Raw genomic sequence first — 26,200 nt, 5'->3', positions numbered from 1 at the left:
CAGTGAAAGGCACGCAATGAGAGCAGTGTTCACCGCGCTGACCGTCCTCCTGGTCATGCTCGTCGCCCCCGCCGGCCCGGCGAACGCCGCGGTCGGCATCCACGTCAGCGGTGCGAAGATCCTGGAAAGCAACGGCCAGGAGTTCGTCATGCGCGGCACCAGCCACCCGCACACCTGGTACACCGGCCAGACCAAGGCGTTCGCCGACATCAAGTCGCTGAAGGCCAACACCGTGCGCGTCGTGCTCAGCGGCGGCCGCTGGCCCGCCAACGGCGTCACCGACGTGGCCAACGTCGTCTCGCTGTGCAAGCAGAACAAGCTCATCTGCGTCCTGGAGAACCACGACACCACCGGGTACGGCGAGCAGAGCGGCGCCTACACCCTCGACCAGGCCGCCGACTACTGGATCAGCGTCAAGTCCGCCCTGGTCGGCCAGGAGGACTACATCATCGTCAACATCGGCAACGAGCCGATCGGCAACAACGCCGTCACCCCCGGCTGGGCCGCCCGCACCACGGCCGCCATCCAGAAGCTGCGCGACAACGGCTTCGACCACGCGCTGATGGTCGACGCGCCCAACTGGGGCCAGGACTGGCAGTTCACCATGCGCGACAACGCGCGGGCGGTCTTCGACAGCGACCCCGACAAGAACACGATCTTCGCCATCCACATGTACGGCGTCTTCGACACGGCCGCCGAGATCACCGCGTACATGGACGCGTTCAGGACCGCCGGGCTGCCGCTGGTCGTCGGCGAGTTCGGGCACAACCACTCCGACGGCAACCCCGACGAGGACACGATCATGGCGCAGGCCGTGAGCCGCGGCCTCGGTTACCTGGGCTGGTCGTGGAGTGGCAACGGCGGCGGCGTCGAGTATCTCGACCAGGTCGTCAACTTCGACGTCACCCAGCTCACCGACTGGGGCCGGAGGTTGTTCAACGGCGCCAACGGCATCGCGGCCACCTCCAAGGAGGCCTCGATCTACGGCGGCGGCACCTCGGACCCGACTCCGCCGAGCACACCGGGCACGCCGTCCGCGTCGAACATCACCTCGTCCGGGGCCACCCTGACCTGGACCGCCTCCACCGACAACGTGGGCGTGACCGGCTACGACGTCTACACCTCTGCGGGCACCTCGCTCGGGGCCACGGCCACGAACTCGATCACGCTGACCGGGCTGTCGCCGGCGACGCCGTACCAGGTGTACGTGCGGGCCAGGGACGCCGCGGGCAACCAGTCGAGCCCGTCGCCGACGGCGTCCTTCACGACCCTCACCGGCGGTGGTGGCGGCTGCACGGCCGCGGGCACCGTACAGAGCCAGTGGAGCACCGGGTACGTCGCCCAGGCGACCGTGACCAACACCAGCACCTCCACCCAGACCAGCTGGACGGTGACGTTCACGCTGCCCGCCGGGCACACGATCACCGGCTACTGGAACGCCGCGGTGACGGTCAGCGGCCAGACCGTGACGGCCGAGAACCTGAGCTACAACGGCACGCTCGCGGCGAACGCGAGCACCGGCTTCGGGTTCCAGGCGAGCCGGCCGAACGGCAACACGTCCGTGCCGGCCGGCTACACGTGTGCCAACTGAAAGAACACCCCATTTGAACACTGGGGCCGTCGGCTGCGTATGAGGAGGTGAGGCCAAAACTCCATATCCCTGCCCGAATACCATCCCCGCCCGGATGGGACGGACGCGGCCGATTCCTCCAGTCGGCCGCGTCCGTTTAATCTGGCCGATCTTATTTTCGGCCCGGCTTAATTCGGCCTGGTCTTATTCGCTCGATCGTATTCGGCTTGATCTTATTTGGCTTGGGCGAACCGCTGACGAGCGGCGTCGATCGCCTCGTCGTCCTCGAACTCGGCGAACGCCTGCTCGTGGTAGCGCGCCGGGATGAGCTGCCTGACCCGCTCGGGATAACCCAACCCCGGCTCCGGCACCTTGACTTGCGGAGGGATGCCGAGCCGCACGGCGATCGGGCCCGAGGCGCGCACGGAGACCGACCACTCGCTGCTCTCGCCGGTGATCGCGCACATGTGGCGGGCGTACACCCACTCCACCTCGACCAGGGATGACGCGTCGGCCGGCTCGGTGCCGAACGGCTCCACCGCGCACACGACGCGGGACTCGAAGTCGTGCCCGTGGTGCTGGTGCTCGCCGGGCGAGGCCTGCTCGAGCACGAGCGTCACCTGGGCGGCGAGCTCTCGGTAGAGCTGGGACGACGGCTGCGTGGCAGCGAAGAACATCACCCCGGCCAGGGTCAGGCCGGCCAGGGTGACGATCGCCGCGACCAGCCCGCGACGCGTTCTGATCACGGGCTGGTGCAGGTCAGGGTGGGTGCCGGGTTAGGGACCGAGCCGGTGGCGTTGAATCCGAACGTGGTGGTCGCGTTCGGCGCCAGCTGGCCGTTGTAGGTGGCGTTCTTGACCGCCACGTTGGGTGGCTGCCCGGACAACACGCCGTTCCACGGCGCGCCATCGAAGCCCTGCCCGCCGCTGTAGGTCCACTTGACCGTCCAGCCGTTGATCGAGCCGGCGCCCGTGTTCTTCACGGTCACCTCGCCCTGGAAGTGGCCGGCCCAGCCGGTGTCGGTGGCCTTCCACGTCGCCGTGCAGTCGCCCGCCGGGGTCGTCGGCGTGATCGTCGGGTCGGGACCGGGCGACTGGCCGCCGGGGCCGACCCCGGTGACCTCGCCGTTGCCGCCGTCGAAGACGACGTCGGAGCAGCTGTAGAAGTTCTCGTTGCTGTCCGAGCGGATCCAGTGCGTGAAGATGAGGTGTCGCCCGCTCTTGCCGGACGGGAGCTGGGTGTTCCAGTAGTAGTAGTTGAGGCCGCCGGCGCCGCCGCTGGCGGGCGGGTTGGTGACGCTGCCGAACGGCTCCAGGTCCGACCACTTCAGCGGCGCGTTCGGGTTCCAGCCGTTCTTGGTGATGTAGTAGTTGAAGGCCCCGGGATGCTGCGCCCAGTTACTGTGCCGCATCTGGATGTTGGCGCCCGAGGTCAAGTGGGTCAGCGGCCAGTCGGAGCGGACCGCGTTGTATGCCGAGAAGTCGTAGGGCCCGCCGGTGCCGCCGCTGCAGATCTGCCCGTCGGGGATGAATCCGGTGGTCCGGCCCGCGCCGTCGGAGCGCAGCACCGCGAACCAGTTGTAGAGGGGGGTCGTGCCGCTCTGCGCGACGGCGGCCGCGCACGCGGGGTTGTAGGGGATGATCTGGCCGTTGTCCCGCAGGCCGTCCTGCCAGCACAGGAACGTGCGGCTGCCGGGGAACATCGACACCCCGTGCGCCTGTGCCTGCGAGGGCACGAGCAAGATCGTAGTGATGAGGACCATGACGGCGGTGATCGCCGCCGGCTTGAATGACTTCATGGGGATTCCCTTGTGCTGACGACAGAGGAAACCTGCCCACGACCTGCCCGCCCGGCCAGCGCATTCAATCACGCGCCGCGCCGATTCGACAACGCGCGGTGAAACTTTCAGCCGATCTTGGTCACGTTGTTCGCGAGGGGTACGGCTGGTGCTGCCGTACCCCTCACTCAATCTCGCCGGAGTGCGGCGTCGATCTCGTCGAGCCTGGCCTCAAGCTCGCTCAGGCAGGCGGGCGCGAGCCGGCCCTCCCGCAGGCGGTCGGAGAGCTTCTGCCGCACGTTCTCCGTCCTGGACTCGTACGGGCCGAGCGGCGTCACGGTGGCGTGCAGGACCTGCTTGAGGTCGAGCACGACGTCCGCGTCGGTCGCGCCGCACGGCGTCCTGGCCTCGAGCACGGTCTTGAAGCCGTCCACCGCCTGCTCGACGGTGGCCACCGCGGCCGGCGAGCTCTCGAGGTACCGGGCCGACGAGGAAGGCGATGGCATCACCACGGCCTGCTCCACCGGCTGCTTGAGCTCCGTCTGCTGGAACCACAGCAGGGCGGAGAGCGCGACCGCGGCGGACCCCGCGACCGTAAGACCCCGCCTGACGTGCAGTCCCAGACTCGCCGTGCCGAGCGCCGAGGTCAGCTCCGCGACGATGTCCGCCGCCGTGGGCCGCTCCTCCGGCCGGTGCGCCAGGCAGCTCTGGCAGAGCGAGGCGACGGCGTGCGGCACGCCGGGGACCCGCGGCGGTGGAGAGGTGCGGCAGGCCGCCTCGATCTCCTCCCACGTGGTCTCCGGGTACGGCGTCCGCCCCGTGAGCATGGTGTGCAGCAGCACGCCCAGGGCGTAGACGTCGACCGCCGGATGGGTCGGCGCGCCGAGCAGGCGCTCCGGGGCGACGTAGGGCGGGGTGCCCCGGTCGTCCTCGGGGTCGCCCGCCCAGGCCGCGATGCCGAAGTCGAGCAGCTTGGGCCCGTTGGCCGTGAGCAGCACGTTCTCGGCCGTGACGTCCCGGTGGACCAGGCCGCGGGCGTGCCCGGCCATGAGGACCCGCGCCAGCCGCAGCGCGATGGCCGCCGCCTCCGTCCACGGCAGCGGCCCCGCCTCGATGCGCTCGGCCAAGGGCATGCCGTCGAGCAGCGGCATCACCACGTAGGCCGCGACGCCGCCGCTCGTGGTGACGGTCTCGCCGTAGTCGTAGATCTCGATGGTGTCGGGGTGGATGAACCTCGCGGCGGCGCGCGCCTCGCTGCGCACACTGATGCGGTCGCCATGGTCGGTGTGCAGGGACGCGGTGAGCACCTTGACTGCGATCATCCGGTGCAGGGACTGGTCGAAGGCACGCCAGATGACCGACATGCCCCCTCTGGCCAGCGGATCCAGCAGCAGATACCGCCGGGCCAGAACGTCCCCAGGCTCAAGCCGACTCACGGACGACCAGTTCCGTGGGGAGGACGGGGTCGATCCCCGCGGCCCCCGTGAGGAGCAGCCGGGTGGCGACCGTGGCGAGCTCCTCGACGGGCTGGCGGATCGTGGTCAGCGTGGGGACCGTGTGCTTGGCGACCGGGGCGTCATCGAACCCGATCACCGCCACGTCGGCGGGCACCTTGCGCCCGGCCCTGCGCAGTGCCTGGATCGCGCCGGCCGCCATCAGATCGGAGGCGACGAAGACGGCGTCCAGTCCCGGGGCGTGGCGTAACAGCCACTGCATGGCGTGGGTGCCCGAGGCGGCGGTGAAGTCGCCGTAGGCCACCGGCACGTCGGGCGCGCCGACCGCCTGGAGGGTGCGGACCAGCCCCTCCAACCGGTCGCGGGCCGCTGGTAGGGATGGTGGGCCGCCGATGGCGGCGACGTTGCGGCGGCCGGTGAGCAGGAAGTGCTCGGCCGCCTGGCGGCCGCCGTCGAAGTTGTCGACGTCGGCGTACGGGAGTTTGAGGTCGTGGGGCGGGCGGCCGATGTTGCGCACGGGGACGCCCGAGGTGGACAGCTTGATCGCCAGGGGGTGGCGTTCTCTGGCGCCGATGATCAGCACCGCGCCGGACAGCACGGGAAGGGTGGAGGAGGTGGGGGTCACGGTCGTGACCATGAGATGGGTGCCGTGCTCGGCGATCACGGCGCCCGCGGCGGACAGGAGCCTGGCGTAGTAGGGCTCGGAGAACAGGCGGGGTAGGTGATCGCAGATCACGGCCGTGACGCCGTCGGCCATGGTTTTGGCGGCCGTTCCCCTGGGCGCCCGTTGCCGGACGTAACCCATGCGGGAGACGGCGTCGTAGACTTGGCGGCGGGTCGAGGTACTGACCCGCACCGAGCCCGTGAGGACTCGAGATGCGGTCGCGGGGGAAACCCCTGCAGCGGCCGCCACCTGTGCCAGTGTGGGCTGCTCGGTCATGGAGCACCTCGCGGAAAAGGTCCTGGGAGCGCTCCCACGTTACCAATGTTTCGGCGTTGTTAATAGGGCCTTTGCAAGGAGTGCGCCCCGTTGTGCGGACGCACTCCGAATTTGCGGAGCTAGAGGCGTTGGTAACCGTCAGAGCTTTTTGTGTCCGGTGTGGAGCGCCCTATATTTCCATGTCCGATTTGTCGTATCCGACGTCCTGGAAACCCCTCTTACCGATCAATCGTCCACGTCTCCGAGCCCGAGGCTGATGTCGTCGTCATCGTCGTCCTCCGGCAGCACCCGCTCCGGCTCCCGCTGCACCGGCTGGCAGCTCTGGCCGCAGCCGCCGAAGCGGGCGGTGTTCACCGGCGTGAAGTCCGTCGCCGGAACGCCCTTCAGCGCGCCGATCATGGTGTCCTTCCAGATCGGTCCCGGAATCGAGGCACCGAAGACCGAGCCGTAGTACCGGCCGCCGATGGTGACGTTGTTCAGCTTGTGCGTCACCGCGCCGCGCGGGTCGCCGATGCTGACCGCTCCCGCCAGGTCCGGGGTGAACCCGGCGAACCAGGCTGTGGCCTGTGAGTCCGTGGTGCCGGTCTTGCCGGCGGCCGGGCGGCCGATGCCGCCGACGCCGCGCATGGTGCCCCTGATGAACACGCCGGACAGGATGTCCGCCGCGGCGTCCGCGACCTCGGGGTCCAGCGCCTGCTTGCACTTCGGCTTGTAGTCGGTCACCTTGCCGTTGCGGTCGGTGATCTTGGTGATGGCCATGGGTGCGCAGTACTTGCCGCGCGCGCCGATCGAGGCGTACGCGTTGGCCACGGTCACCGGGTCCATCTCGTTGATGCCGAGCGTGAACGTGGAGAACTCCTGCAGCTTCAGGCCGTCGGACCGCTTGATGCCCAGCGACTTGGCCGTCTTGACCACGTTGCACAGGCCCACCTTCTGCTCCAGCGTCATGAAGAAGGTGTTGACCGAGCCCCAGGTGCCGGTGGCCAGCGACTTGAAGCCGCCGCCGCCCTCGTCGTTGGTGACGGTGTGGCTGGGGTCGGCGATGTTCTCGCCCTTGCAGTTCTTGAACGTGGAGTAGTAGGGGGCGCGGAAGCCGCTGCCGACGGTGAACCCATCGTTGATCTTCATGCCCTGATCGAGCGCGGTGAGCAGGGTGAACGTCTTGAACGTCGAGCCGGCCTGGAAACCGACGCCGCCGCCGTGCACCGCGTCGGCCACGACGTTGTACGACATCTCGTGCTTCCGCTTGGACTGGCCGTACTTGCGGCTGGCGGCCATGGCCTTGATCTCGCCCGTGCCCGGCTCGACCAGCGCCTCGGAGGCCACGGGATTGTCGGACGCGTTCACGTACTTCTTGATGGCCTTCTCGGCGGCCTTCTGCATCGTGGTGTCGAGCGTGGTCTGGATCCTCAGGCCGCCCCTGTTGAGGAAGCGGCTCCTGGCCTTGGCCGTCTTGGCGAAGACGGGGTTGCTGAGGATCTCGTTGCGCACGTACATGCAGAAGTACGGGTAGTCGCTGGCCCCGCAGCCGCCCGGGAGCGGGGTGCCCTTGTAGCCGAGCTTCTTGGTCTTGGCCTCGGCGGCCTCCTCGGGCGTGATCTTGCCCAGTTTGGCCATCGTGTCGAGCACGAGGTTGCGCCGATTGAGCAGCCGGTCGCGCTGCTCCTTGCCCAGGTTGGGGTCCGTCGCGTTGGGGTCCTGCACGGCGCCTGCCAGGGTCGCCGCCTGCGCCAAGGTCAGGTCGGACGCGCTCACGCCGAAGAAGCGCTGGGCCGCCGCCTCTATCCCGTAGGCGCTGGCGCCGAAGTAGGCGATGTTGAGGTACTTCTCCAGGATCTGGTCCTTGGTGTACTTCTCCTCGACCGCCATCGCGTAGCGCAGCTCCTTGAGCTTGCGCGCGTAACTGCTCTCGACCGCCGCTTTCTTCTCCTCCTCGGTGGTCGCCGAGTTGTACAGCACCTGCTTGACGTACTGCTGGGTGATGGACGAGCCGCCCTGGGCGATGCCACCCGAGGTGAGGTTCTTGGCCAGGGCGCGGATGGTGCCCTCGATGTCGATCGGGCCGTGCTCGTAGAAGCGGTAGTCCTCGATGGAGATGATGGCCGTCTTCATGACGTCGGCGACCTTGTCGAGGGTGACGCTCTGGCGGTACTCCTCGTAGAACTGCGCGATCTGGTTGCCCTTGGCGTCGAGGATCTCTGTCTTCTCCGCGGGCGGGGGCTCCTTGAGCTCCTCGGGTTTGATGCCGAGCTCCTCCGATGCCGAGACGAACATCGCTCCGGTGCCTCCGACCGCAGGCAGCGCGATGGCAGCGGCCACCACGCCGGCCGCTGCCGCGGCCCCGGTCAGGCGCGCGATACTCGACAAACGGGAACTCATGCGGAAATTCCTCCCCCTCGAGGCAATAGGGTGCATCCTAAACCCAGCCATGGCGTGCTCCAGATAAAACCTTTGACCCCGCGGGGAGGCCGTTGGTTCGGCGCTGACGCGGTGATTTTCCGGCACAGCCGGCTGATCGTCCGGCTGCCTTCCCCTTGCGGCCGGCTGAGTTTACGTCAGCGGCGGGCAAAGAAGCGTGTCAGCCGCCCGATGGCCGTCCCCCGTTCTGGCAAGGTCTACCAGGGCATATCTTCCTGGCCTCGGTGGAGGGTCTCATGCGTCGAATCGGGGATGGCGAGCACTTCGATCGTCTGCTCCGAGCTGCTCGCGGTCATTGGGGAGAGAGCCCCGGCGGCGACAGGTGTGTCGTGGCGGAGGTGTTCGACCAGGACATCAGGGTCGTGGTACGCACGCTCATGGCCGCGAAGGCCGTCTGCGGGATGATCTCGGGGCGGCTGGTCGTGCTGGGCGACCCGGAGGCGCGGCGGCTGGCCGAGGTGTTCGGAGCGGCGCGCGACCTGCAGCCGGAGACGCTGCCGGCCGTGCTGGTCACCGGGCGGGTGGACCGCGGCCTGCCCAGGGACATCCCGGTCGTGCACGTCCACGGAAAGGGCACGCTTCAGGCGTACGCGCTGTTCCCCGGGGACGGGGCGAGCTCCTTCCATGACGACCTGCCCGGCCGGGTCGCCGAGTTCTTCGAGCTGCGGGTCTGGCCGAACCGGGACCTGATCAGGGCCAGTGCCGAGCGAGTGGCCTGGCAGGAGAAGAGCGGCTACCAGGTCCGCACGGACACCGAGCGCCGCCAGCTCCGCAGCTACGGCTGTGCCCGCCTGGGCCTCGACCCGGGCCTGCCCACGATCGTCGTGTTCAACCACGTGGCCGGCCAGGACACGGAGCTGTTCGAGACGACGGCGCGGTTCGCCGCGTCGGACGAGTCGGCGAACTGGCTGTTCCTCGACCCCTTCGCGGGCGGCCACGCCCGCATGAAATACGTGGCCGACGCACTGTCCACGAACATCCTGTGGAGCCTGGCGGACGTCGGCGTCGCGTTCTCCGACAGCGACCTGCCCGCCTTCGGCATCCCCGTCATCCAGGCCGGCTGGTCGGCGGGCGCCGACTGCGGCGCCACGCACGTCGCGCGCTCGCCGTCCGAGCTCAGCCACCTCCTGGAGGAGGCCGTCGCCAGGCACGCCAAGGGCGACACCATTCTCGGCCCCGAGCAGCGCGAGCGCGCCCGCCTCTGGCTCTGGCTGCGCCGCTGCGGCGCCGACGTGCCCACCCAGCTCCTGCCGCACTGGGCGCACGGCGCCGACTACGCGCGCGTGCTGGCCGTCAACCTGCGGTACGTGGAGCGCGACGGTGATCCCCTCTTCGGCGCGGTCCACCGCATGTGGGAACGGCGTGAACCCCTGCTCACCCGTTTCGACTTCCGCCACCCGGCAGGGCTGTCCACTTCACTCACCCCCGCGAGGAGCACTCGATGAGCAGCGCAGAATCCGCCACCGACCTCGACCAGTTGGTCCTTCCCGCGATACCGCCCGCACATCTGCTCAGCGGCCAGGTCGCCGCCCTGCAGGTGACGGACCGGCTGCGCCGGGGCACGCAGATCGTGGGCAGGTTCGAGACCTCGGGGCTGGCCGGATTCAAGATCGCCGCGCAGGGCCGTCCGCTGCGGGTGCGGATGACGCTGTCGGTGGACGAGGTGTCGGTGACCGGCTGGCACACCGACGCGACGGGGCCGCCGAGCCCGCTGCCGCGGCTGGTCCAGATCCGCTCCCAGGGGCGGCTGCGCCAGTGCGTGCTGCTGCGCGGCCGGAAGGCGCACGCCCAGGTGGCCTTCGACCTGGCGGCGGAGGAGATCCCCGACGACGGGCTGATCTGCGTCGAGGCGCTCGACATCATGGAGGGCGCCGGCGTCTGCGAGGACGTGCGCAGCGCCGTGGCCGGCCGCATCCTGCCGGACGGCGTGGCGGGGCTGCGGCTGGACAAGATCGTGTTCGAGGAGCCGCCCCCGGTGGACTTCGACCCCGACACTCTGGACGGCTCCCGCTGCGAGCTGTACTCGCTGATCAGCGGCGGTGGCCTGGCGAACCTCAACAGGCAGGGCACACGCCTGCTGCGCTCGGGCATGTTCGTGGTCAACCCCGTGTTGCGGAACACGTTCGGGGGGACCGGCCGGATCACGCTCAGGCTCGGCACGAGGGCGGAGCCGGCCAGCGTACTCCCGACGACGTGGCGGCGGATGAACAGCGAGCTGCGCTGGCTGCGCCACGCCACCAAGAAGATCGTCAGGGCGGCGGCGCCGTCCGTGGAGCAGATCCTCAGCATCAGGGACGGCGACGCGGGCCCGCCGGACCAGCGGAGGCAGGGCAACGTCACCGAGCTGGAGCTGGCCAGCCTGGTCCGGTCGCCGCTGCTGGTGCTCATCACCCCCGTCCCCGGCGTGGTGCCGACCCTGGAGTCCGGCACCTCGCACTGACCAGTACGGGCGAAGGGGACGCCGGCACACTGGCCGCGATCTTGCGCAGGCTGCTCGATGACCCTCTTGGTAACCAGGGGGATCGCGAGGCCTAATGGCCCGGGAAAAATAGCGATCACCTGTGATAACGCCACCCTGAGGGCAGGGGAAAAGGCGTGAGCAGCAGCGGCTTGCGAATCGAGACGACCCGGTATGTCCACTGCACGGTCATGCGCGCCAGCGGCGAGCTCGACCACGCGGGGCGGGTCCGGTTCAGCGCCTGCATCAACGCCGTGTGGGACTGGTCGGACGGGCCCGTCCTCGTGTTCGACCTCGCCGATCTGGACTTCTACGACTCCTCGGTCATCGGCGTGCTGGCGATGGTGATGCAGCGGATGGAGGAAGAGGGCAGCGGACGGATCATCCTGGTCCGGCCCTCCGATCATCTGCTGTCCGTGTTGCGGCTGACGGACCTGCTGTCGCACGTGGAGCTACGCGACAGTCTCGAGGAGACCGTGGCGGAGCTGATGCTGGAGTCGGGGGAAGACCTCAGCCTCAGCTCGGCCGCGTCCCCCGCGTCCCCCGCGGCCGAGCGCGGCCGGCGCGGCGGGTCCTAGAGCCCGTACGCCTCCAGCAGGCGCAGCCACACCTCGCTGACCGTCGGGAACGACGGCACGGCGTGCCACAGCCGGTCCAGCGGCACCTCGGCGGTGACCGCGATCGTGGCGGCGTGCAGCAGCTCGGCCGCGCCGGGTCCGGCGAACGTGACGCCGACCAGCACCTTCCTGTCCTCGTCCACGACGGCCCTGGCCCGGCCGCGGTAGCCGTCGCCCAGCAGGTAGGCCCCGGTGACCGCGCCCATGTCGTAGTCCACCGCGCGTACGCGGAAGCCCGCCTGCCTGGCCGCCGCCTCGGTGCGGCCGACCGCGCAGATCTGGGGGTCGGTGAAGACCACCTGCGGCGCGCCGTAGCCGTCGGCGAGGTCGCGCATCTCGGACAGCTCCTCACCCCGCGCCCGCGCCGCGATCACGTCGCCGCAGATCCTGGCCTGGTACTTGCCCATGTGCGTGAGGAGGTTGCGCCCGTTGAGGTCGCCCACGGCGTACAGCCAGCCCTCGGGGACCCCGGTCGCCCGCATGCTGTCGTCCACCTCGACGTTGGCGCCGTCGGCCAGCCCCACCGAGGTGAGCCCCAGGTCGTGCGTGGCGGGCCGGCGGCCGGTGGCCACCAGCAGCTCGTCGGCCTCCAGCGACGGTCCTTCGGCCAGGTGCACGGTCACCTTCCCGCCGGGCTCTGGCCGCTCGATCCCGACCACGCCGGCCCCGGTGCGCACGTCGATCCCGGCCTCGGCGAACGACTCGGCGAGCAGCTCTCCCGCGAACGGCTCCATCCTGCTCAGCAGCCCGCCGCCGCGGACGAGCAGGGTGGTCTGCCTGGCGCCGAGCCCGTGCATGGCCTGAGCCATCTCGCAGGCCACCACTCCGCCGCCGAGCACGACCAGCCGCTCGGGGATCTCGGTGGCCGCGGTCACCTCGTGGCTGGTCCACGGGTCCGCCTCGGCCAGCCCCGGCACCGGCGGCACCGCGGCCTTGCTGCCGGTGGCCAGCACAACGGCCTGCCTGGCGGTCAGCACCCGCTCGCCGCCGTCCTCCGTGGTCACGCGCACCCGCTTGGCGCCGTCGAGCCGGCCGCGACCGCGGATGAACTCGGCCGGCACGCCCTCGATCCACCGCACCTGCCCGGCGTCGTCGTAGCGCCCTACGGCCTCGTCGCGGTGGGCCAGCACGGCGGCCACGTCGATCTCCCCGAGCGACAGCCCGGGCACCCGGCGCACCTCGCCCGCCAGGTCGATCGGCCGCAGCAGCGCCTTGCTCGGCACGCACGCCCAGTAGGAGCATTCGCCGCCGGCCAGCCGCTCCTCGACGACGGCCGCGGTCAGGCCGCCGCGCACGGCCCGGTCCACGACGTTCTCGCCTGCGGGACCGCCGCCGATCACTATGACGTCGAACTCGTCAGCCACCCCAGCCTCCAGAAGCACTCGTCCGTAGACATGCACTCTTTCACGCTGGGGCGGTCTCATGGCAGAACCCCCCGCCCGGCGGCCTGTGCCCGCCGGGCGGGGCGGTGCTCAGGAGGCGGGCACGGCGGGCTCGTCGTCGGTCCAGCCGGACGGTCGCGTCGTCGGCCTCTTTCGGTGGGTCGTCCACCTCTGGAGGAGCGGTCATACGACGTGTCCCTTCTGTCGCCTACACCCCTACTCCACCGTCGGTCACATTCGCCTTCACGTAGGTCGTATGTCGGGCTCCGTTAACCGTGGGGCCGTAGCGTGCCCGCATGGCGGATCGTTACCCCACGTCGATGCCGTACCGGCAGTCGACGGATGGCTATCACACGTACCGGATCCCCGCGGCGGTGGTGACCCGGGCGGGCACCGTGCTGGCGTTCGCCGAGGGGCGGCGCGGCTCAGCGGGTGACTCCGGCCACATCGACCTGGTGCTCAAGCGGTCCACCGACGGCGGCCGGACCTGGGGTGACCTGCAGGTGGTCGCCACCGAGCCGCGCCGCGGCACCGCGGGCAACCCGGCGCCCGTCGCGCTGGCCGACGGCAGGATCGTCCTGGTCCACGTCCGGCAGGGGCCGTCGGCCACCGAGGCGAAGATCAGGCGCGGCGAGGTGACCGCGGCCGAAGGGCGGAAGGTGTTCGTGCAAGTCAGCACGGACGACGGGGTCACCTGGACGGCTCCGAGCGAGATCACCGGCAGCGCGAAGCGGCCGGAGTGGCGCTGGTACGCGACAACGCCGGGGCACGCGATCGAGCTGCGCCAGAGCGCGCACGCCGGCCGCATCGTGATCCCCGCCAACCATTCGCTGCCGCCGACCGGCTCCGACAACGGGACCGAGGGCAAGTACAACGGCGGCCACTCGGTGCTGAGCGACGACGGCGGCCAGACCTGGCGCATCGGCTACGTCGACGACAACCCCGACGGCTACGTCAACGTCAACGAGACCACGGCCACCGAGCTGCCCGACGGGCGCGTCTATTTCAACACCCGTACCGACTCCACAGCCCCCGGCACCAGGGCCGACGCCTACTCCGCCGACGGCGGCCAGCAGCTGGAGCTGCCATTCCGCCCGCAGGCGGGGCTGGTCGGCCCGGTGGTGGAGGGCAGCGTGCTGTGGTGCGAGTCGCCGGACGTGCTGCTGTTCTCGGGGCCGGCGGCGCCCGACGCACGGGCGCTGATGACAGTGCGCGCCAGCGACGACCTCGGCGTCACGTGGCGCGTCGCGCACACGGTGTCGGGGCTGCCCGCGGCCTACTCCGACCTGGTCAGGGTGGACGGTGACACGGTGGGGCTGCTGTTCGAGACGGGCGACTTCGCCCCGTACGAGCGGATCGCGTTCCGCCGCATCCCCGTCGCCGAGCTAGCGAGCTCGTGACGAGTCCGGGCCGTCGTCGACCTCGCTCGTGCGGGCCGTCAGCGCGTCGTTGAGCCGCCGCAGCTCGTCGTACGCCTGCTCCAGCCGCCTGTTGGCCTGCTCCAGCTCGTCCCTCAGCCTGCGGTGGCGGGTGACCTCGGTGAAGTGGATGCCCATCCCCACCAGGCTTCCCGAGGCCAGCAGCGGGACGACGGAGACGTCGAAGACGCTGCCCTCCGGCAGGCCGGCGCGGTGCCAGGTGACCTCCCGCAGCTCGATCGGGCGCAGCTCGTGGCGGGCCCGCTCGATGATCGAGCACAGCTCGACGGGCCGGTAGGACGCCTCCAGGTCATGGAAGGGACGGCCGACGTCGCGCGGATCGAGCTCGAACAGGGCCTCGGCCCTGGCATTGGCCAGCGCCAGGTTGCCGGACAGGTCGAGGACGATCTGGGCCACCGGCCCGGCGGCCAGCGCCACGGACGCCAGCGCGGGCGTGCGCGAGGCCAGGTCGGATCCGCTCGTGACCTGCGGCTCGCGGGTGGTGCGCGGGCGCAGGGTGCGTGACTGGACGATGGCCTGACCCGGCGCGGCGGGGCCCGGCTCGTCGTGCTGCGGCTCCCGGCGGGCTCGTGGCCGGTCGCGCTCGACGCTTGGCACGTTCCGCAGGCGCGGCAGGTGACGGCTCAGCGGGGTCGGCGGCGCCGGCATCTCGTAGATCTCGACGTCGGTGTCCGCGAGGGCCTCCGGCATGCTGACGTACACGGGGATCGCGGGCCTGGCGTGCTCCGTCATCAGGGTGATGAGGCGGCGCAGCGGCGGCTGGGCCTCCGCCACGGCCAGGTGGCCGCCTTTCGCCTGCATGGCCCGATGGGTGATCGCGAACTGCTCGAGCCCGTTCAGATCGCAGAACCAGAGGTCCGAGGCCGCCACGACCACGTACTTCACCTGGGACCGCGGCAGCGGGTCGAGGAACGCGGCCAGCACGGGTCTGGTCGTCGAGTCGAGTTCGCCCGTCAGCGCGATGACCAGGGTGGTCTCGCCGACGGGAACGAGCCGTACGGAAAGTTGCATCACCGCACGACCTCCCTCCCCCTCACCTGACGCGATCGGCCCGGCGGCAGATGCGCGGCCAGCCCATCTTCCTCCTCCATCGCAGGTTGGGCCAGGCACTTTCCGGGTCAGATCGGTGTGGTGAGCGGGTTGGGCAGGCGCGTCCAGCTGTCGCCCGGCGGGGCACCCTCGAGCTGCGCGACCAGGTGCGCCTTCACGGTGATGTGCGGACCGAAAAGGGCGTTGCGGTCGGCCCGCGCGTCGGGTCCCCGGGGGAGTCCGTCGAACGCCTCTCGCGCGGCGGCGGCCACGACCGCCCACAGGCGCGACTCCTCGGCGCGCTCGCCCCGGCAGAAGAGCGAGATCAGACTGCCGAACGTGGTGCCGATGAGCGAGCCGAACAGCTTGGCGTGCAGCACCCCGGGGTCGTCGCTGAGCAACCTGGCGCTGACCGGCGGGACCTCGACGCCGTTGCGGGCCAGTCTGGCGGGGCTGAGCCGGACGTCGGCCAGGTCGCGGTAGATCAGCCGGGACGGGCGGCCGTCGCCGTCGAGCACCACCAGCAGGTTCTGGCCGTGGGCCTCCAGCGCCGCGCCGAGCGCCAGCAGGCCCAGGGCGTCCGTCAGAGCCAGGCGGGCGAACGCCGCCAGCCACCCGGCGGGGTTGCCGATCATTTCGCGGGTGACCGCCGCGACGGGCAGTACGGTCGCGGACCCGGCGACGGGCAGTACGGTCGCGGACCCGGCGACGGGCAGCACGGTCCCGCTTCCGGCGACGGCGGACGTCGGCTCGCGCAGCATGACCGACAGGTCGGCGCTGTGTTCGCCCTTCGCCGCGGCGGCGGCGCCGGCCAGGTAGCGCGCGACGCGCAGGCGGCCGCCGAGCCGGGTGGACAGCTCCGTGAGCAGGTGCGACAGGGCGACGCAGTCACGGATCGAGCCGGGCGAGATGTCCCTGACGTCCGAGGTCATCCGGGTGCTGAACGCTGTTTTGAGGTGCGGGCCGCCGTCGAGAGGGGCGAGGGTGCGTACGGACATGAGCGGGCGGGCCGGGATCGCCCCCGTCACGTACGGGCGCAGGCCCAGGGCGGGCAGCACGTGCCGGGTCTGCCAGGGGTGCACGGGCAGGAGCAGCCGGTCGCCGTCGGTGAGCGCGGCCGGCCACGCGCCCGAGACCAGGCAGTCCGCGGCCGGCACCGCGACCAGGTCGAGGGTGACCATGGGGCGGTGCTCCGGCATGTATGCCAGCTGCTCGGCCACGGAGACGCCCGGCCGGTTGCGGCAGCACGGGTGGTAGGGATGCCCGTCCACCACGCTCTGCTCGTAGTCCTCCGGGGTGGAGATGTCAGTGCGTGCGGCGGTGGCGTTCGCGCGGGACAGGGCCAGGGAGGCGACGCTGTTGTCCAGGTCCTCGACCAGCCGGCCGGTGCCGGGCAGTCTGAGGGCGGCCAGCAGCTCGGCGGGGTGCGTCCAGGGACGGTCGTCCAGCCACAGGGCAGACTCGCCGCAGAGGTCGTACGGCAACCGCGCCCGCCCGGTCAGGCGACGCCCGTCGCACAGCAGCACAACGGCCTCCCCTCGCCCGGTCGGCCCAGGAGGCGCGGCCGGGCCAGGCGCGGCCGGGACAGGAGGCGCGCCGGCCCGCTCGGTCTGGTCGAGAGGCGCGCCGGCCGGTCCTGGGCAGGGCAGGCCCGGAGACGCGGCCACGCCGGGCAGGGGTTCGTAGAGGAGGCTGCGCCACAGGCGGCCCAGGACGGCGGCCTGCGCACCCGGCAGCGCCGCGGCGTAGGCCGCGGAGAGGTCGGGTCGCACGGCGGCCAGTTCCGCCGCGAACGCGTCCGCCATTCGTCCCATAGCTCCCACTATTTCCAGAATCATCAGGTAGCTACCCTGTGGGCACCGATGGGTACAACAGGCAGGAGCAGGTCGCCATGGCATCCACCGACGGCCTCCTCCCGCCCCCCGGGCCGGAGCGAGAGGCATGGACAGACGCCGAAGCCCTCGCGGTGACGGCGCTGCTCAACTGCCTGCTGCGCGAGGTGGCCCACCCTCACCCGGACCCCGGAACGTTCCTGTTGCCCGCGACCGGCCACGTGCTCCGGACCTGTGGCGAACGCTTCCCGGCCGCCCCCGCGCTCCGCACGCCCGACGGCTGGTGCCCACTGTCCCTGGCCGACCTGCTCGCGCTGACGGCGGCCGAGCTGCGCGCGGGCACCGGGACGGCCAACGACGCACTGCTCGCCGAGATCCTGCACAGCCGGGACGTCACGGCCACGCTGCTGGCGGCCAGGCGGACCGCCGCGCCGCCCGCGGACCCGTACCTGCGCTCCGAGCAGGCTCTCGTCGCCGGGCACCGCTACCACCCGGCCCCCAAGGCGCGCGGTGGGGCGGGGCCTGAGGAGTGGCTGCGGTACTCGCCGGAGGCGCACGCGAGCTTCGCCCTGCCGCTGCTCGGCGTGCCCGCGGGGATCCTGGTGGAGGAGGGCGACACGGGCGCGCTGGACGGGCTCGGCCCGCCGCCGGGCGACGGCCTGGCGCTGCTGCCGGCCCACCCCTGGCAGGTGGAGCTGCTCGGCGGCCTGCGTGACGGCCCGCTGCGCCACTTGGGAGAAACAACGGTCGCGGCCGCGCCGACCTCGTCGATCCGCACGGTTTACCTGCCAGGGCCGGACCTGTTCTGCAAGTTCAGCCTGGACGTGCGGGTCACGAACGACATCCGCCGGCTGTGGCTGCGCGACCTGCGCCGGCTGGGCGTGGTCGCCGACCTGGTGGACGGGGCCTTCGACGACCTGCCCGGCCACGTCCCGCGGCCCGCCGTGCTGCGCGACCGCGGCTACCGCAGCGCGGAGCTGGGCGGGGACGGGGGCGAGGCGCTGGCCGTCATCGTTCGCGACGGGCTCGGCGAGCACCTGCGCCCGGGGCTGACGGCGCTGCTGGCGGCGGGGATCAGCGAGGGCTTTCCCGGCAATCCGCTCGACCGGCTGGACGAGTACGGGGCGCTGGTGTGGTGGGAGCGCTATCTGGAGCATGTGGTGCCGCCGGTGCTGCACGCGTACCTGCGGCACGGCGTCGTGCTCGAATGCCACCTGCAGAACGTGCTGATCGGGGTGGACGAGTACGGCAGCCCCGGCCAGGCCGTCTTCCGCGATCACGAGGGCGTCAGGATCGTCGCGGAGCGGCATCCGCGGCTCTCGGGGACGGCCGTGGTGAGCGGTGCCTACGGGTGGGAACGGCTGGTCTACTGCCTGGTGACCAACAACCTCTTCGAGATCGCCGGAGCCGTCGCCGTACGCCATCCGCGGCTGCGGGCCGAGCTGTGGGCGCGGGCCAGGGCCGTGTTCGCCGGTGTCGGCAAGGACTACGACGATCCGGAGGAGCTGCGGGCCCTGCTGTCCGGCGCGCACGTTCCGGCCAAGGCCAATCTCCTGCTGCGCTGGACGGATGCCGCCGGCGAGGCGATGCGGTGCGTGCCCGTACCTAATCCGTTGAGACTCTTTACGGCATAAGCTATCCTCTCTCACGTCAACACTTTACGGTGTATTGAGTTAGGGGGAAAGCCATGGCCGAGGCGAGACTGCACGACGGGAACACCATCGACGTCGAGGTGCACGGGTCGGGGCCGGCGGTGCTTCTGCCCGTCGATCCGCGGCCGGTCGAGGGCGAGCAGGCCGAGGAGATGCGCAAGTGGGGCGCGGACCCGGCGCTGGGGCGCTCGCTCATCGACGGGCTCAGCGACGCCTTCCGCGTCGTGGCCTTCGACTACCAGGGGCACGTCATGGCCGCGCCCAAGCCGGACACGCTCACGCCGGCCAACGTCGCGGCGGACCTGCTGGCGGTGGCCGATGCTGCGGGGGCCGGGCGGTTCGCGTACTACGGGTATTCATGGCTGGCGTTGAGCGGGCTGCAGCTCGCCATCCGGACCGATCGGCTCTCGGCGCTGGTCATGGGCGGGTTCCCGGCGTACGCAGGCCCGTACGCGGAGATGCTGCGGGTGACCATGGCCGCGTACGAGGAGTCCGGGAAGCCCAAGGCCGAGCCCGTGTCCGTGGAGCCGGGCGACTGGTCGTCGGTCGAGGTGTCCACGACCGAGGAGCAGTCCAGGCAGTTCGTCACGCTGTACGAGGCGCTGCGGGACTTCGACGACCGATCCGTCCGGCTGACCTGTCCCCGGCTGTGCTTCGCCGGGTCGGCCGACGAGATCGAATATGACGAGCGGTGGGGCGGGACGCACGTCAGCATCGCGGGCCCGCTGGTGCGGCACCGTGCCGAGCTGGCGGCACTGGGCTGGGACGTCGAGGTGCTGGACGGGCTCGATCACATGGGCGCGATGCAGGCGGGGAACGCCCTGCCCATCCTGCGGCCGTGGCTGGAGCGGGCCCTGCTCTGAGTCAGCGATCGTGGTGGGGCAGGGATCTCATGCGGCCGATGATGGCGGTGGTCGAGCGGTCGGGGACGTAGCCGAGCACGCGTACCTCGCCGCCGAGCGAGCGCACCAGCGGGGCCTCTGCCAGCATCTCCGGGGTGTAGTCGCCGCCCTTGACGTACAGCTCCGGGCGGATCATCCTGAGCAGCCGCTCAGGCGTGTCCTCGTCGAACTCGACCACGTAGTCCACGTCGTTCAGCGCCGCGAGCACGGACATGCGGTCCTCGCACGGGTTGACCGGCCGTCCCGGGCCCTTCAGCCGGGCCACGCTCGCGTCGCTGTTGACCGCCACCACGAGCACGTCGCCGAGCTGTCCCGCCTGCTCCAGGTAGGTCACGTGCCCCCGGTGCAGCACGTCGAAGCAGCCGTTGGTGAACACCACCCGCTCGCCCCTGCGCCGGTGCTCGTCCAGCAGCTGGGCCAGGCGTTCGGCCGGCTGCACCGCGCCTTCGCGCCGGCGCAGCGCGCGCAGCAGGTCGTGCCGGGTGCAGATGGCCGTCCCCGGGCGGCGCACGACGACGCCGGCCGCGGCCTGGCCCGCCTGCGCCGCCTCCTCCGGCGAGGCGCCGCTCGCCAGCCAGAGCGCGAAGGCCGCGGTGTAGGTGTCGCCCGCGCCCGTGGCCATGTGCTGGGGCGCGGGCTGGGCATAGGTCCGGTACGGCGGGCAGCCGCGCCTGTGCAGCAGCGCGCCCTCGCCGTCCAGCGTGGTCACCACGATCCCGGCGCCGGTCAGCTCCAGCAGCCGGTCGGTACGCGACGTCAGGTACGCCGGCCGGTCCACCTCCCCGTCCGCCTCGCCGAGCAGCCGTACCACCTCGGCGTAGTTCGGCAGCACCGCGGCCGGCGCGCATTCGCGCCACAGCGCCACCGCGTGCGCGTCCACCACCAGCAGGGGGACCCCGGCGAGCGCCCGGCGCACTGCCGGGCTGAACACGCCGCCCCCGTAGTCGCAGGCCACCACCACGTCGGCCCTGGGCACGATCGCCGCCAGGCGGCGCAGCAGCTCCCGCTCGGCCCATGCCGGGATGCCGTCGAGATCCTCCTCGTCGTAGCGGGCCGTGAGCTGGCCGCTGGCCACCAGCCGCCGCTTGTGCGCGGTGAGCCGCCCCGGCACGGTCAGCAGGTCCGTCTCGACGCCCAGCAGCCGCAGCGACCGCACCAGCTCGTCCCCGCACGGGTCGTCGCCCACGACGCCGACGAGCCGGATGCGGGCCCCGAGCGCGACGAGGTTGGCCGCGGTGTTGGCGGCGCCGCCCGGCGCGTTCTCGGTCGCCTCCAGGCTCATCACGGGCACCGGCGCCTCCTGGGCCAGCCGTTTCGCCGAGCCGAGCAGCCAGGAGTCCAGCATGACGTCGCCGACCACCACGGCGCTGACGGTCTTCTCGTTCGCGGTGCCCATGAGAAAGCGAGTACCTGTGAAAGCACGGCTCAAACCATTGCGGTCGGCTCATATGCCAGGTTACGGATGGGACGTCCCGGGGTAGCCGGAGCGCATGAAGGCGCTGGTCGACGGCGTGGAGCGGATCGCGGTGCTGCGCGCCAACGCGCTCGGCGACTACCTGATGGCCGTGCCGGCGCTGGAGGCGCTCAAGCGGGCCTACCCCGGCGCCCGGCTGACCCTGCTCGGCACCGCTTGGCACGCCGAGTTCCTCACCGGGCGGCCCGGGCCGGTGGACGACGTGGTGGCGCTGCCGCCGATCTCGGGGGTGTCGACGTCGGAGACCGGGCATCCGGTGCCGGACGGGCTGTGCGAGGAGCTGAGGGGGCGCGGGTTCGATCTGGCGGTGCAGATCCACGGCGGCGGCCGCTTCTCGAACCCGTTCATCCGGCGGCTGGGCGCCCGGGTGACGGCCGGGATGCGGGCCCCGGGCGCGGAGCGGCTGGACCGCTGGGTGCCGTACACGTCCTACCACCACGAGACCCTGCGCTTCCTGCAGGTCGCGGCACTGGTCGGCGGGGTCGCGGGCGCGCTGGAGGCGCGGCTGGCGGTCACCGGCCGCGACCGCGCCGAGCTGGTCTCCGAGTTCGGCGAGCCGCCTCCGGGGCTGGTCGCCCTGCACCCGGGTGCGACCGATCCCCGGCGCCGGTGGCCGGTGGAGCGCTTCGCCGAGGTGGCCGATCTGATCGACCGGCCCCTCGCGGTCACGGGCACCTGTGCGGAGCGGGACCTGGTGATGGGGGTGGTCGCCGCGACGCGCCGTCCCGCGATCCCCGTCGTGGGCACGCTCGGGATCGGCGGCCTGGCCGCGCTCTACGAGCGCTGCGACCTGGTGGTCGCCAACGACACCGGCCCGCGCCACCTGGCCGCCGCCGTCGGCACGCCCACGGTCGCCGTCTACTGGTGCCCCAACCTCATCAACGCCGGCCCGCTCTCCAGGACCCGGCACCGGCCACTCATCTCCTGGACGACGATGTGCCCGGCGTGCGGCGCCAGCGGCGTGAACGTGCACGCCGAGCGCTGCGCGCACGACCTCTCGTGGGTTGCCGACGTGTCGGTGGGCATGGTGATGGAGCAGGTCAGAGACCTGCTCACGAGTTCTTCTGACTCTCCGGATGGAGGATGCGGACATGGCTGACCACGCGGTGCTCGACGAGTTGCGGCAGGCGATCGACGAGGCGTTCCAGGGACAGGATCGGGTCGCGATGCGGGAGGTGTACGCGCGGGCCTCCGCACACGTGGCCCTGCCCGCCGACCTGCTCGCGCACCTCAACGAGCTGCCCGAGGGCGCTTACAGCAGGCAGGAGGTGACGGAGGCGATCAACGAGGTCATCCGGCGCCGGGGCGAGCAGGACAGTCTGGGATTGCTGGAGGAGCCGGGATCGGGCGCATAGCGAGACGGCCGGGCGGCGTCTGACAGGGTGACATCAATCCCTGGAGGTGATCGTGGACGCCGCGGATGAGCAACGGTTCCGCGAGTTCGTCGCCGTGCGTTCTCCTGCCTTGATGCGGCTCGGGTATCTGCTCACCGGTGGTGACCAGCACGCGGCCGAAGATCTGGTGCAGAGCGCGCTGGCGAAACTGGCGGCCAAGTGGCGGCGTGTGGACGCCCCGGAGGCGTACACCAGGCAGATCATGTACCGGCAGCAGATCAGCTGGTGGCGGGCGAGCGGGCGGCGCGGCGAGGTGGTGCAGGCGAGCCCGCCCGAGCTGGCCGGCCGGGACCTGAACCACCAGCGCGAGCTGCGTATGGTGCTGCGGTCCGCGCTGGCCAGGCTCACCCCGCGGCAGCGCACGGTGGTGGTGCTGCGGTACTTCGAGGACCTGCCCGAGCAGGAGGTCGCGCAGGCGCTCGGCTGCTCCGTCGGTACGGTCAGGAGCACCGCGCACCGGTCCCTGGCACGCCTGCGCGAGATCGCTCCCGAGTTGGCCGAGGAACTGCTGGAGGTGGCCAGGTGACCCGACTGCTTCACGACACCCTGCATGAGTGGGCCGGCGAGACCCGCGTACCGCATGATCTGGCCGACCGGGCGCTACGGCGGCGCGCCTGGAGGCCCGCCGCGGCGGCCATGCTGGCGGTGGGGGTGATGGTGGCGGCCGTCGCCGTGTTCGTCTCCGGCGTGCGCGAGCCCGAGGTGACGGTACGCCCCGCCAACGGCATCACACTGCCCGCCCGGCCCTCGCCCGCGCCCACCGACGTGGGGGCCGACACCGAGAACCGCCCGCCGGCCAAGCTGATCGCGGCCGGCAGTATGGCCGTGTCCGCCTACTACGTGTACAGCAGGGAGCAGGTCTCCGAGAACCAGGAGCGCATCCGGCGGACGTGGTCGCTCTACGACCCGCGTACGGGCGGGTACGAGAAGACCTCCTGGGCGTGGGTGGACGCCGCCCCCGGCCTGCAGGTCGCGGCGGTGCTCGAAGGCGAGCTGATCAGTAAGCGGCTGGGCATCCTCGACATGAACACCCGGAAGATCCTGAAGTGGTTCGACCTGGAGCATCCGGCGGGGGCCGTCTCGTGGTCCCCCGACGGCACGAAGGTCCTTGCCACCACCTACTCCAGCTATCCGGAGACCCTGGAAGGCAAGGGCGACCAGGCGATGACCCCGGGTAGCCCGCGGACCGGCTACTACATCATCGACGTCGAGGCGGGCACGGCCGAGCACCACGAGCTGGGGCCGCTGCCCGACTGGAGGACGTCCATGGAGAACGAGGGGCCCTCCAACAGCAACGCCCGCCAGGACCTCGGCTGGACCCTGGACGGCGGCATGCTCTGGGCCCCCACCAACACCATGCCCGACCGGGTCTTCTACAGCCTCGGCGGCGAGCCACAGGACGCGCCCAAGGGGCAGCAGTACGTGGCCTATTCACGCATCTCGGCGATCTCGCCGAACGGCCGCCTCGTGCTCGGCCCCGACGGGCTGCCGACCCGGATCACCGATCGTGAGACCGGCGAGATCGTCGGCCGGCAGAACGTGCTGCAACTGCACGCCTGGGCGGACGACGACAACGTGATCGGGCTGGGCTGCGCGGGCACGTGCGGGGACGAGTTCAACAACGGCCTGGTCCTGGTGAGCGTGGACGGGAAGAGGATGACCCAGCTCGCCCAGTACGGGGACTCCGACAAGGACGGCTCCTGGCGCGCGGTCCTCACACCCAGGTAACGCATCACGGGGCACTTACCGGGCAGCGCACCGGTCATGAAGCGGACCGCCCGCTTCCTGACCGGTGCGCAGCGCTGGATGATCTCGGGCGTCCCATGGGGAGCTGTGAAGTAGTGGAAATTTTTGACCGATCGTTCTAGATAGTGCTAGCTTTGCCGCCATGGCACGGAGCAAGGAGTTCGATCCCGGGGCCGCGCTGGAGAAGGCGTTGGAGCTGTTCTGGGAGCGCGGCTACGAGGCGACCTCGATGGCGGACCTCGTGGCGCATCTGGGCATCGCGCGGGCGAGCATCTACGGGACCTTCGGCGGAAAGCGCGAGCTCTACCTGAAGGCGCTGGAGCTTTACCTGGCGGGACGCGACGTGGTGGAGCCGCTGTCCCAGCCGGGTCCCGCGCTGCCCGCGCTGCGCGCGTTCCTGGACTCGTACGTGGCGGAATGCCTGGCGGACGAGCTGCGGCGGGGTTGCATGGTGGTGAACACGGCCGTGGAGTTCGCCTCGCGCGACGCGGCCGTGTCGCGGAAGATCGCGGCGAGCTGGGCGGAGCTCGAGACCGCCATGGCATCCACCCTCGTCCGGGCCCGCGCGCAGGGGGAGATCCCGGCGGGCAAGGACCCGCACGCGCTCGCCAGGTTCCTGCTCGTGCTGCTGCAGGGCGTCAGGGTGCTCGGCCGGGCCGACCCGGACCCGCGCCGGCTTCGCGATGCCGTTGATCAGGCCATGACGGCCGTCCAAATTTGAGAACGATTGGTATGGAATTCATGACAGGTCATTTCGCAGAGAAAGTCGCACTCGTCACCGGCGCCACCGGGGTCGTGGGCAGGGCGGTCGCACGGGCGTACGCGAAGGAGGGCGCCGCCGTGCTGGTCGCCGGCCGCGACGCGGGCCGGCTCGCCGCGCTCGTGAAGGGGATCGAGGAAGACGGTGGCCGGGCGAGCGCGTTCGCCGGGGACGTCACCAAGTCTGGCGAGGTCGCGGCGATGGTGGACGCCGCCGTCTCCCGGTACGGCGGGCTCGACGTCGCCTGCAACGCGGCCGGGATCTTCGGCATGCTGGCGCCCGTGGCGGACTACGACGAGGGCGTCTGGGACGACGTGCTCGCCGTGAACCTGAAGGGCGTGTTCCTGTCGATGAAGCACGAGATCGCCCACATGCGCACGCACGGCGGCGGTGTCATCGTCAACGTCGCCTCCAACCTGGGCGCGCACTGGCGGTTGCCGGGAGCGGCCGCGTACGCGGCGTCGAAGGCCGGGGTGAGCTTCCTGACCCGCACCGCCGCCCGCGACCACATCGCGGACGGCGTGCGCATCAACGCCGTGAGCCCGGGACCGATCGACTCGCCCATGTCGACGCGCCCGGGGGAGACCCGCGAGCAGCGGGACGAGCGCCTTCGCGATGCGCTGCCGATCGGCCGGGTAGCCACTCCGGAGGAGATCGCCGCCGCGGTGTTGTGGCTGACGTCTCCGGATTCGAGCTTTGTCGTGGGTCAGGACCACGTGATAGACGGCGGCGCGACCGCCTGACCTTCACCGTCCGGCGCGGCGACGAGGGTGACGCACACGACGACGACCCAGTAGTCGATCAGAAACGCCCCCGTCCAGCGCGTCACCAGGCTGACCGGCGCGGCGGGCGGCTCCTCGGCCGGGCCCAGCACCTGCGTCGCGAGCAGCACCAGCGCGGCCGCGATCAGGAGGGTGTCAATGAGCTTCACCCCAGGCCAACGAGGGCGCCCCGGAGGCCAGGGCGATCCAGTCCGCCACGACGCGCTTGGACGAGAGGATCTCGCCCAGGTCGTCGGCCGTGAGCGCGTCCGGGTCGACGGCTCCGTGGCTACCCGTGCGTGACCCCGAGCAGGAAGCCGCCGAGCTCGCGGGTCCGGTCCCGGATCGGTTAGGACACCTGCCACTCGGTGGCCTTGCCACCGGTGGTCCAGCACACGGTCAGTCGGCCGCCGGCCACGTCGCCCAGCTCGGCGTCGGTCAGCTCGGCACCGTCGATGGCAAGGTCGTTCAGCGAGATCTTCGACATTTCGTTTCCCCTTCCACCGCTTCCGCGGTGTGTCTTCGTTCCCCCGGTGTTCCGTGGAACCTGTCGTGCTTGTGATGACCAAGTTAGGGCTGACGACTTGAAGAGCAC

Annotated in this window: 24 protein-coding genes; 13 read left to right on the top strand and 11 right to left on the bottom strand. The window is 71.1% G+C overall.

From position 1 onward, the window contains the following. The first annotated feature begins 16 nt into the window (after positions 1 to 16). Positions 17 to 1,591, top strand: a complete 1,575-nt coding sequence (locus tag EJK15_RS11385; RefSeq protein WP_138710344.1) for a cellulase family glycosylhydrolase — start codon at positions 17 to 19, stop codon at positions 1,589 to 1,591. Between the two features lie 212 nt (positions 1,592 to 1,803). Here the strand turns inward: EJK15_RS11385 and EJK15_RS11380 are convergent, their stop codons facing one another. The 5 genes from EJK15_RS11380 to EJK15_RS11360 all read right to left on the bottom strand — a co-directional run bounded on the left by EJK15_RS11380 (position 1,804) and on the right by EJK15_RS11360 (position 8,120). Beyond that, positions 1,804 to 2,316: a hypothetical protein gene (locus EJK15_RS11380; protein WP_138710343.1), complete on the bottom strand. Its 513-nt coding sequence runs from the start codon at positions 2,314 to 2,316 to the stop codon at positions 1,804 to 1,806. After that, entirely contained in the window at positions 2,313 to 3,368 is a 1,056-nt protein-coding gene (locus EJK15_RS11375) for a lytic polysaccharide monooxygenase (RefSeq protein ID WP_138710342.1), read from the bottom strand. The genes EJK15_RS11380 and EJK15_RS11375 overlap by 4 nt, the downstream gene beginning before the upstream one ends. Positions 3,369 to 3,535: 167 nt before the next feature. After that, positions 3,536 to 4,783, bottom strand: a complete 1,248-nt coding sequence (locus EJK15_RS11370; protein WP_138710341.1) for a serine/threonine-protein kinase — start codon at positions 4,781 to 4,783, stop codon at positions 3,536 to 3,538. Then, the gene (locus EJK15_RS11365) at positions 4,770 to 5,741 is read right to left on the bottom strand and encodes a LacI family DNA-binding transcriptional regulator (RefSeq protein ID WP_138710340.1); all 972 of its coding nucleotides are present in this window, start codon (positions 5,739 to 5,741) and stop codon (positions 4,770 to 4,772) included. Before EJK15_RS11365 ends, EJK15_RS11370 begins: the two co-directional genes overlap by 14 nt. Before the next feature lie 225 nt (positions 5,742 to 5,966). Further along, positions 5,967 to 8,120 carry a transglycosylase domain-containing protein gene (locus EJK15_RS11360; protein WP_138710339.1) on the bottom strand — a complete coding sequence of 718 codons (2,154 nt, stop codon included), beginning with the start codon at positions 8,118 to 8,120 and terminating at the stop codon, positions 5,967 to 5,969. Between the two features lie 275 nt (positions 8,121 to 8,395). Between EJK15_RS11360 and EJK15_RS11355 the strand changes: the two genes are divergently transcribed. The 3 genes from EJK15_RS11355 (at position 8,396) to EJK15_RS11345 (ending at position 11,195) form a co-directional block, all read left to right on the top strand. Beyond that, positions 8,396 to 9,604 (top strand): hypothetical protein, encoded by a 1,209-nt coding sequence (locus EJK15_RS11355; protein ID WP_138710338.1) that lies wholly within the window; start codon positions 8,396 to 8,398, stop codon positions 9,602 to 9,604. Further along, positions 9,601 to 10,599 carry a hypothetical protein gene (locus EJK15_RS11350; protein WP_138710337.1) on the top strand — a complete coding sequence of 333 codons (999 nt, stop codon included), beginning with the start codon at positions 9,601 to 9,603 and terminating at the stop codon, positions 10,597 to 10,599. Before EJK15_RS11355 ends, EJK15_RS11350 begins: the two co-directional genes overlap by 4 nt. Positions 10,600 to 10,754: 155 nt before the next feature. Beyond that, positions 10,755 to 11,195 (top strand): STAS domain-containing protein, encoded by a 441-nt coding sequence (locus EJK15_RS11345; RefSeq protein ID WP_138710336.1) that lies wholly within the window; start codon positions 10,755 to 10,757, stop codon positions 11,193 to 11,195. Here EJK15_RS11345 and EJK15_RS11340 read toward each other — a convergent pair. After that, positions 11,192 to 12,598 (bottom strand): dihydrolipoyl dehydrogenase family protein, encoded by a 1,407-nt coding sequence (locus EJK15_RS11340; RefSeq protein ID WP_206060793.1) that lies wholly within the window; start codon positions 12,596 to 12,598, stop codon positions 11,192 to 11,194. The genes EJK15_RS11345 and EJK15_RS11340 overlap by 4 nt on opposite strands. A 314-nt stretch (positions 12,599 to 12,912) precedes the next feature. On the opposite strand from EJK15_RS11340, the gene EJK15_RS11335 reads away from it, so the two are divergent. Further along, positions 12,913 to 14,016 carry a sialidase family protein gene (locus tag EJK15_RS11335; RefSeq protein WP_138710334.1) on the top strand — a complete coding sequence of 368 codons (1,104 nt, stop codon included), beginning with the start codon at positions 12,913 to 12,915 and terminating at the stop codon, positions 14,014 to 14,016. On the opposite strand, the gene EJK15_RS11330 is transcribed toward EJK15_RS11335, so the two are convergent. After that, positions 14,002 to 15,066, bottom strand: coding sequence for an STAS domain-containing protein (locus tag EJK15_RS11330; RefSeq protein WP_240776901.1), 1,065 nt, complete (start codon positions 15,064 to 15,066; stop codon positions 14,002 to 14,004). The genes EJK15_RS11335 and EJK15_RS11330 overlap by 15 nt on opposite strands. Positions 15,067 to 15,173: 107 nt before the next feature. After that, on the bottom strand, positions 15,174 to 16,898 hold the full coding sequence (locus EJK15_RS11325; RefSeq protein ID WP_138710332.1) for an IucA/IucC family protein: 1,725 nt from the start codon (positions 16,896 to 16,898) through the stop codon (positions 15,174 to 15,176). 77 nt (positions 16,899 to 16,975) lie between these two features. On the opposite strand from EJK15_RS11325, the gene EJK15_RS11320 reads away from it, so the two are divergent. Beyond that, the gene (locus tag EJK15_RS11320) at positions 16,976 to 18,550 is read left to right on the top strand and encodes an IucA/IucC family protein (RefSeq protein ID WP_171074239.1); all 1,575 of its coding nucleotides are present in this window, start codon (positions 16,976 to 16,978) and stop codon (positions 18,548 to 18,550) included. A 53-nt stretch (positions 18,551 to 18,603) separates the two neighbouring features. Further along, positions 18,604 to 19,431 carry an alpha/beta fold hydrolase gene (locus tag EJK15_RS11315; RefSeq protein ID WP_138710331.1) on the top strand — a complete coding sequence of 276 codons (828 nt, stop codon included), beginning with the start codon at positions 18,604 to 18,606 and terminating at the stop codon, positions 19,429 to 19,431. A gap of 1 nt (position 19,432) precedes the next feature. Here the strand turns inward: EJK15_RS11315 and rfaE2 are convergent, their stop codons facing one another. Further along, positions 19,433 to 20,866 (bottom strand): D-glycero-beta-D-manno-heptose 1-phosphate adenylyltransferase, encoded by a 1,434-nt coding sequence (rfaE2, locus tag EJK15_RS11310; RefSeq protein WP_138710330.1) that lies wholly within the window; start codon positions 20,864 to 20,866, stop codon positions 19,433 to 19,435. Between the two features lie 94 nt (positions 20,867 to 20,960). On the opposite strand from rfaE2, the gene EJK15_RS11305 reads away from it, so the two are divergent. From EJK15_RS11305 to EJK15_RS11280, 6 genes are all read left to right on the top strand, one after another. Beyond that, on the top strand, positions 20,961 to 22,043 hold the full coding sequence (locus tag EJK15_RS11305; RefSeq protein WP_138710329.1) for a glycosyltransferase family 9 protein: 1,083 nt from the start codon (positions 20,961 to 20,963) through the stop codon (positions 22,041 to 22,043). Further along, positions 22,036 to 22,299, top strand: coding sequence for a hypothetical protein (locus tag EJK15_RS11300; protein ID WP_138710328.1), 264 nt, complete (start codon positions 22,036 to 22,038; stop codon positions 22,297 to 22,299). The genes EJK15_RS11305 and EJK15_RS11300 overlap by 8 nt, the downstream gene beginning before the upstream one ends. A 52-nt stretch (positions 22,300 to 22,351) precedes the next feature. Further along, on the top strand, positions 22,352 to 22,864 hold the full coding sequence (locus tag EJK15_RS11295; RefSeq protein WP_138710327.1) for a SigE family RNA polymerase sigma factor: 513 nt from the start codon (positions 22,352 to 22,354) through the stop codon (positions 22,862 to 22,864). Continuing rightward, positions 22,861 to 24,066 (top strand): hypothetical protein, encoded by a 1,206-nt coding sequence (locus EJK15_RS11290; RefSeq protein WP_138710326.1) that lies wholly within the window; start codon positions 22,861 to 22,863, stop codon positions 24,064 to 24,066. Before EJK15_RS11295 ends, EJK15_RS11290 begins: the two co-directional genes overlap by 4 nt. A 160-nt stretch (positions 24,067 to 24,226) precedes the next feature. After that, on the top strand, positions 24,227 to 24,805 hold the full coding sequence (locus EJK15_RS11285) for a TetR/AcrR family transcriptional regulator (RefSeq protein ID WP_138710325.1): 579 nt from the start codon (positions 24,227 to 24,229) through the stop codon (positions 24,803 to 24,805). A 20-nt stretch (positions 24,806 to 24,825) separates the two neighbouring features. Then, positions 24,826 to 25,587: an SDR family NAD(P)-dependent oxidoreductase gene (locus EJK15_RS11280; RefSeq protein WP_138710324.1), complete on the top strand. Its 762-nt coding sequence runs from the start codon at positions 24,826 to 24,828 to the stop codon at positions 25,585 to 25,587. Here the strand turns inward: EJK15_RS11280 and EJK15_RS11275 are convergent. Both EJK15_RS11275 and EJK15_RS70440 read right to left on the bottom strand, forming a co-directional pair. Beyond that, entirely contained in the window at positions 25,551 to 25,775 is a 225-nt protein-coding gene (locus EJK15_RS11275; RefSeq protein ID WP_138710323.1) for a hypothetical protein, read from the bottom strand. The genes EJK15_RS11280 and EJK15_RS11275 overlap by 37 nt on opposite strands. Before the next feature lie 179 nt (positions 25,776 to 25,954). Then, positions 25,955 to 26,092 carry a hypothetical protein gene (locus tag EJK15_RS70440; protein WP_171074238.1) on the bottom strand — a complete coding sequence of 46 codons (138 nt, stop codon included), beginning with the start codon at positions 26,090 to 26,092 and terminating at the stop codon, positions 25,955 to 25,957. Positions 26,093 to 26,200 lie beyond the last annotated feature (108 nt).

This window comes from Nonomuraea basaltis, assembly GCF_005893125.1.
GTDB classification, from domain to species: domain Bacteria; phylum Actinomycetota; class Actinomycetes; order Streptosporangiales; family Streptosporangiaceae; genus Nonomuraea; species Nonomuraea basaltis.
Note: the sequence above shows the minus strand (reverse complement) of the source record. Positions and strands in the feature narration are given on the sequence as shown.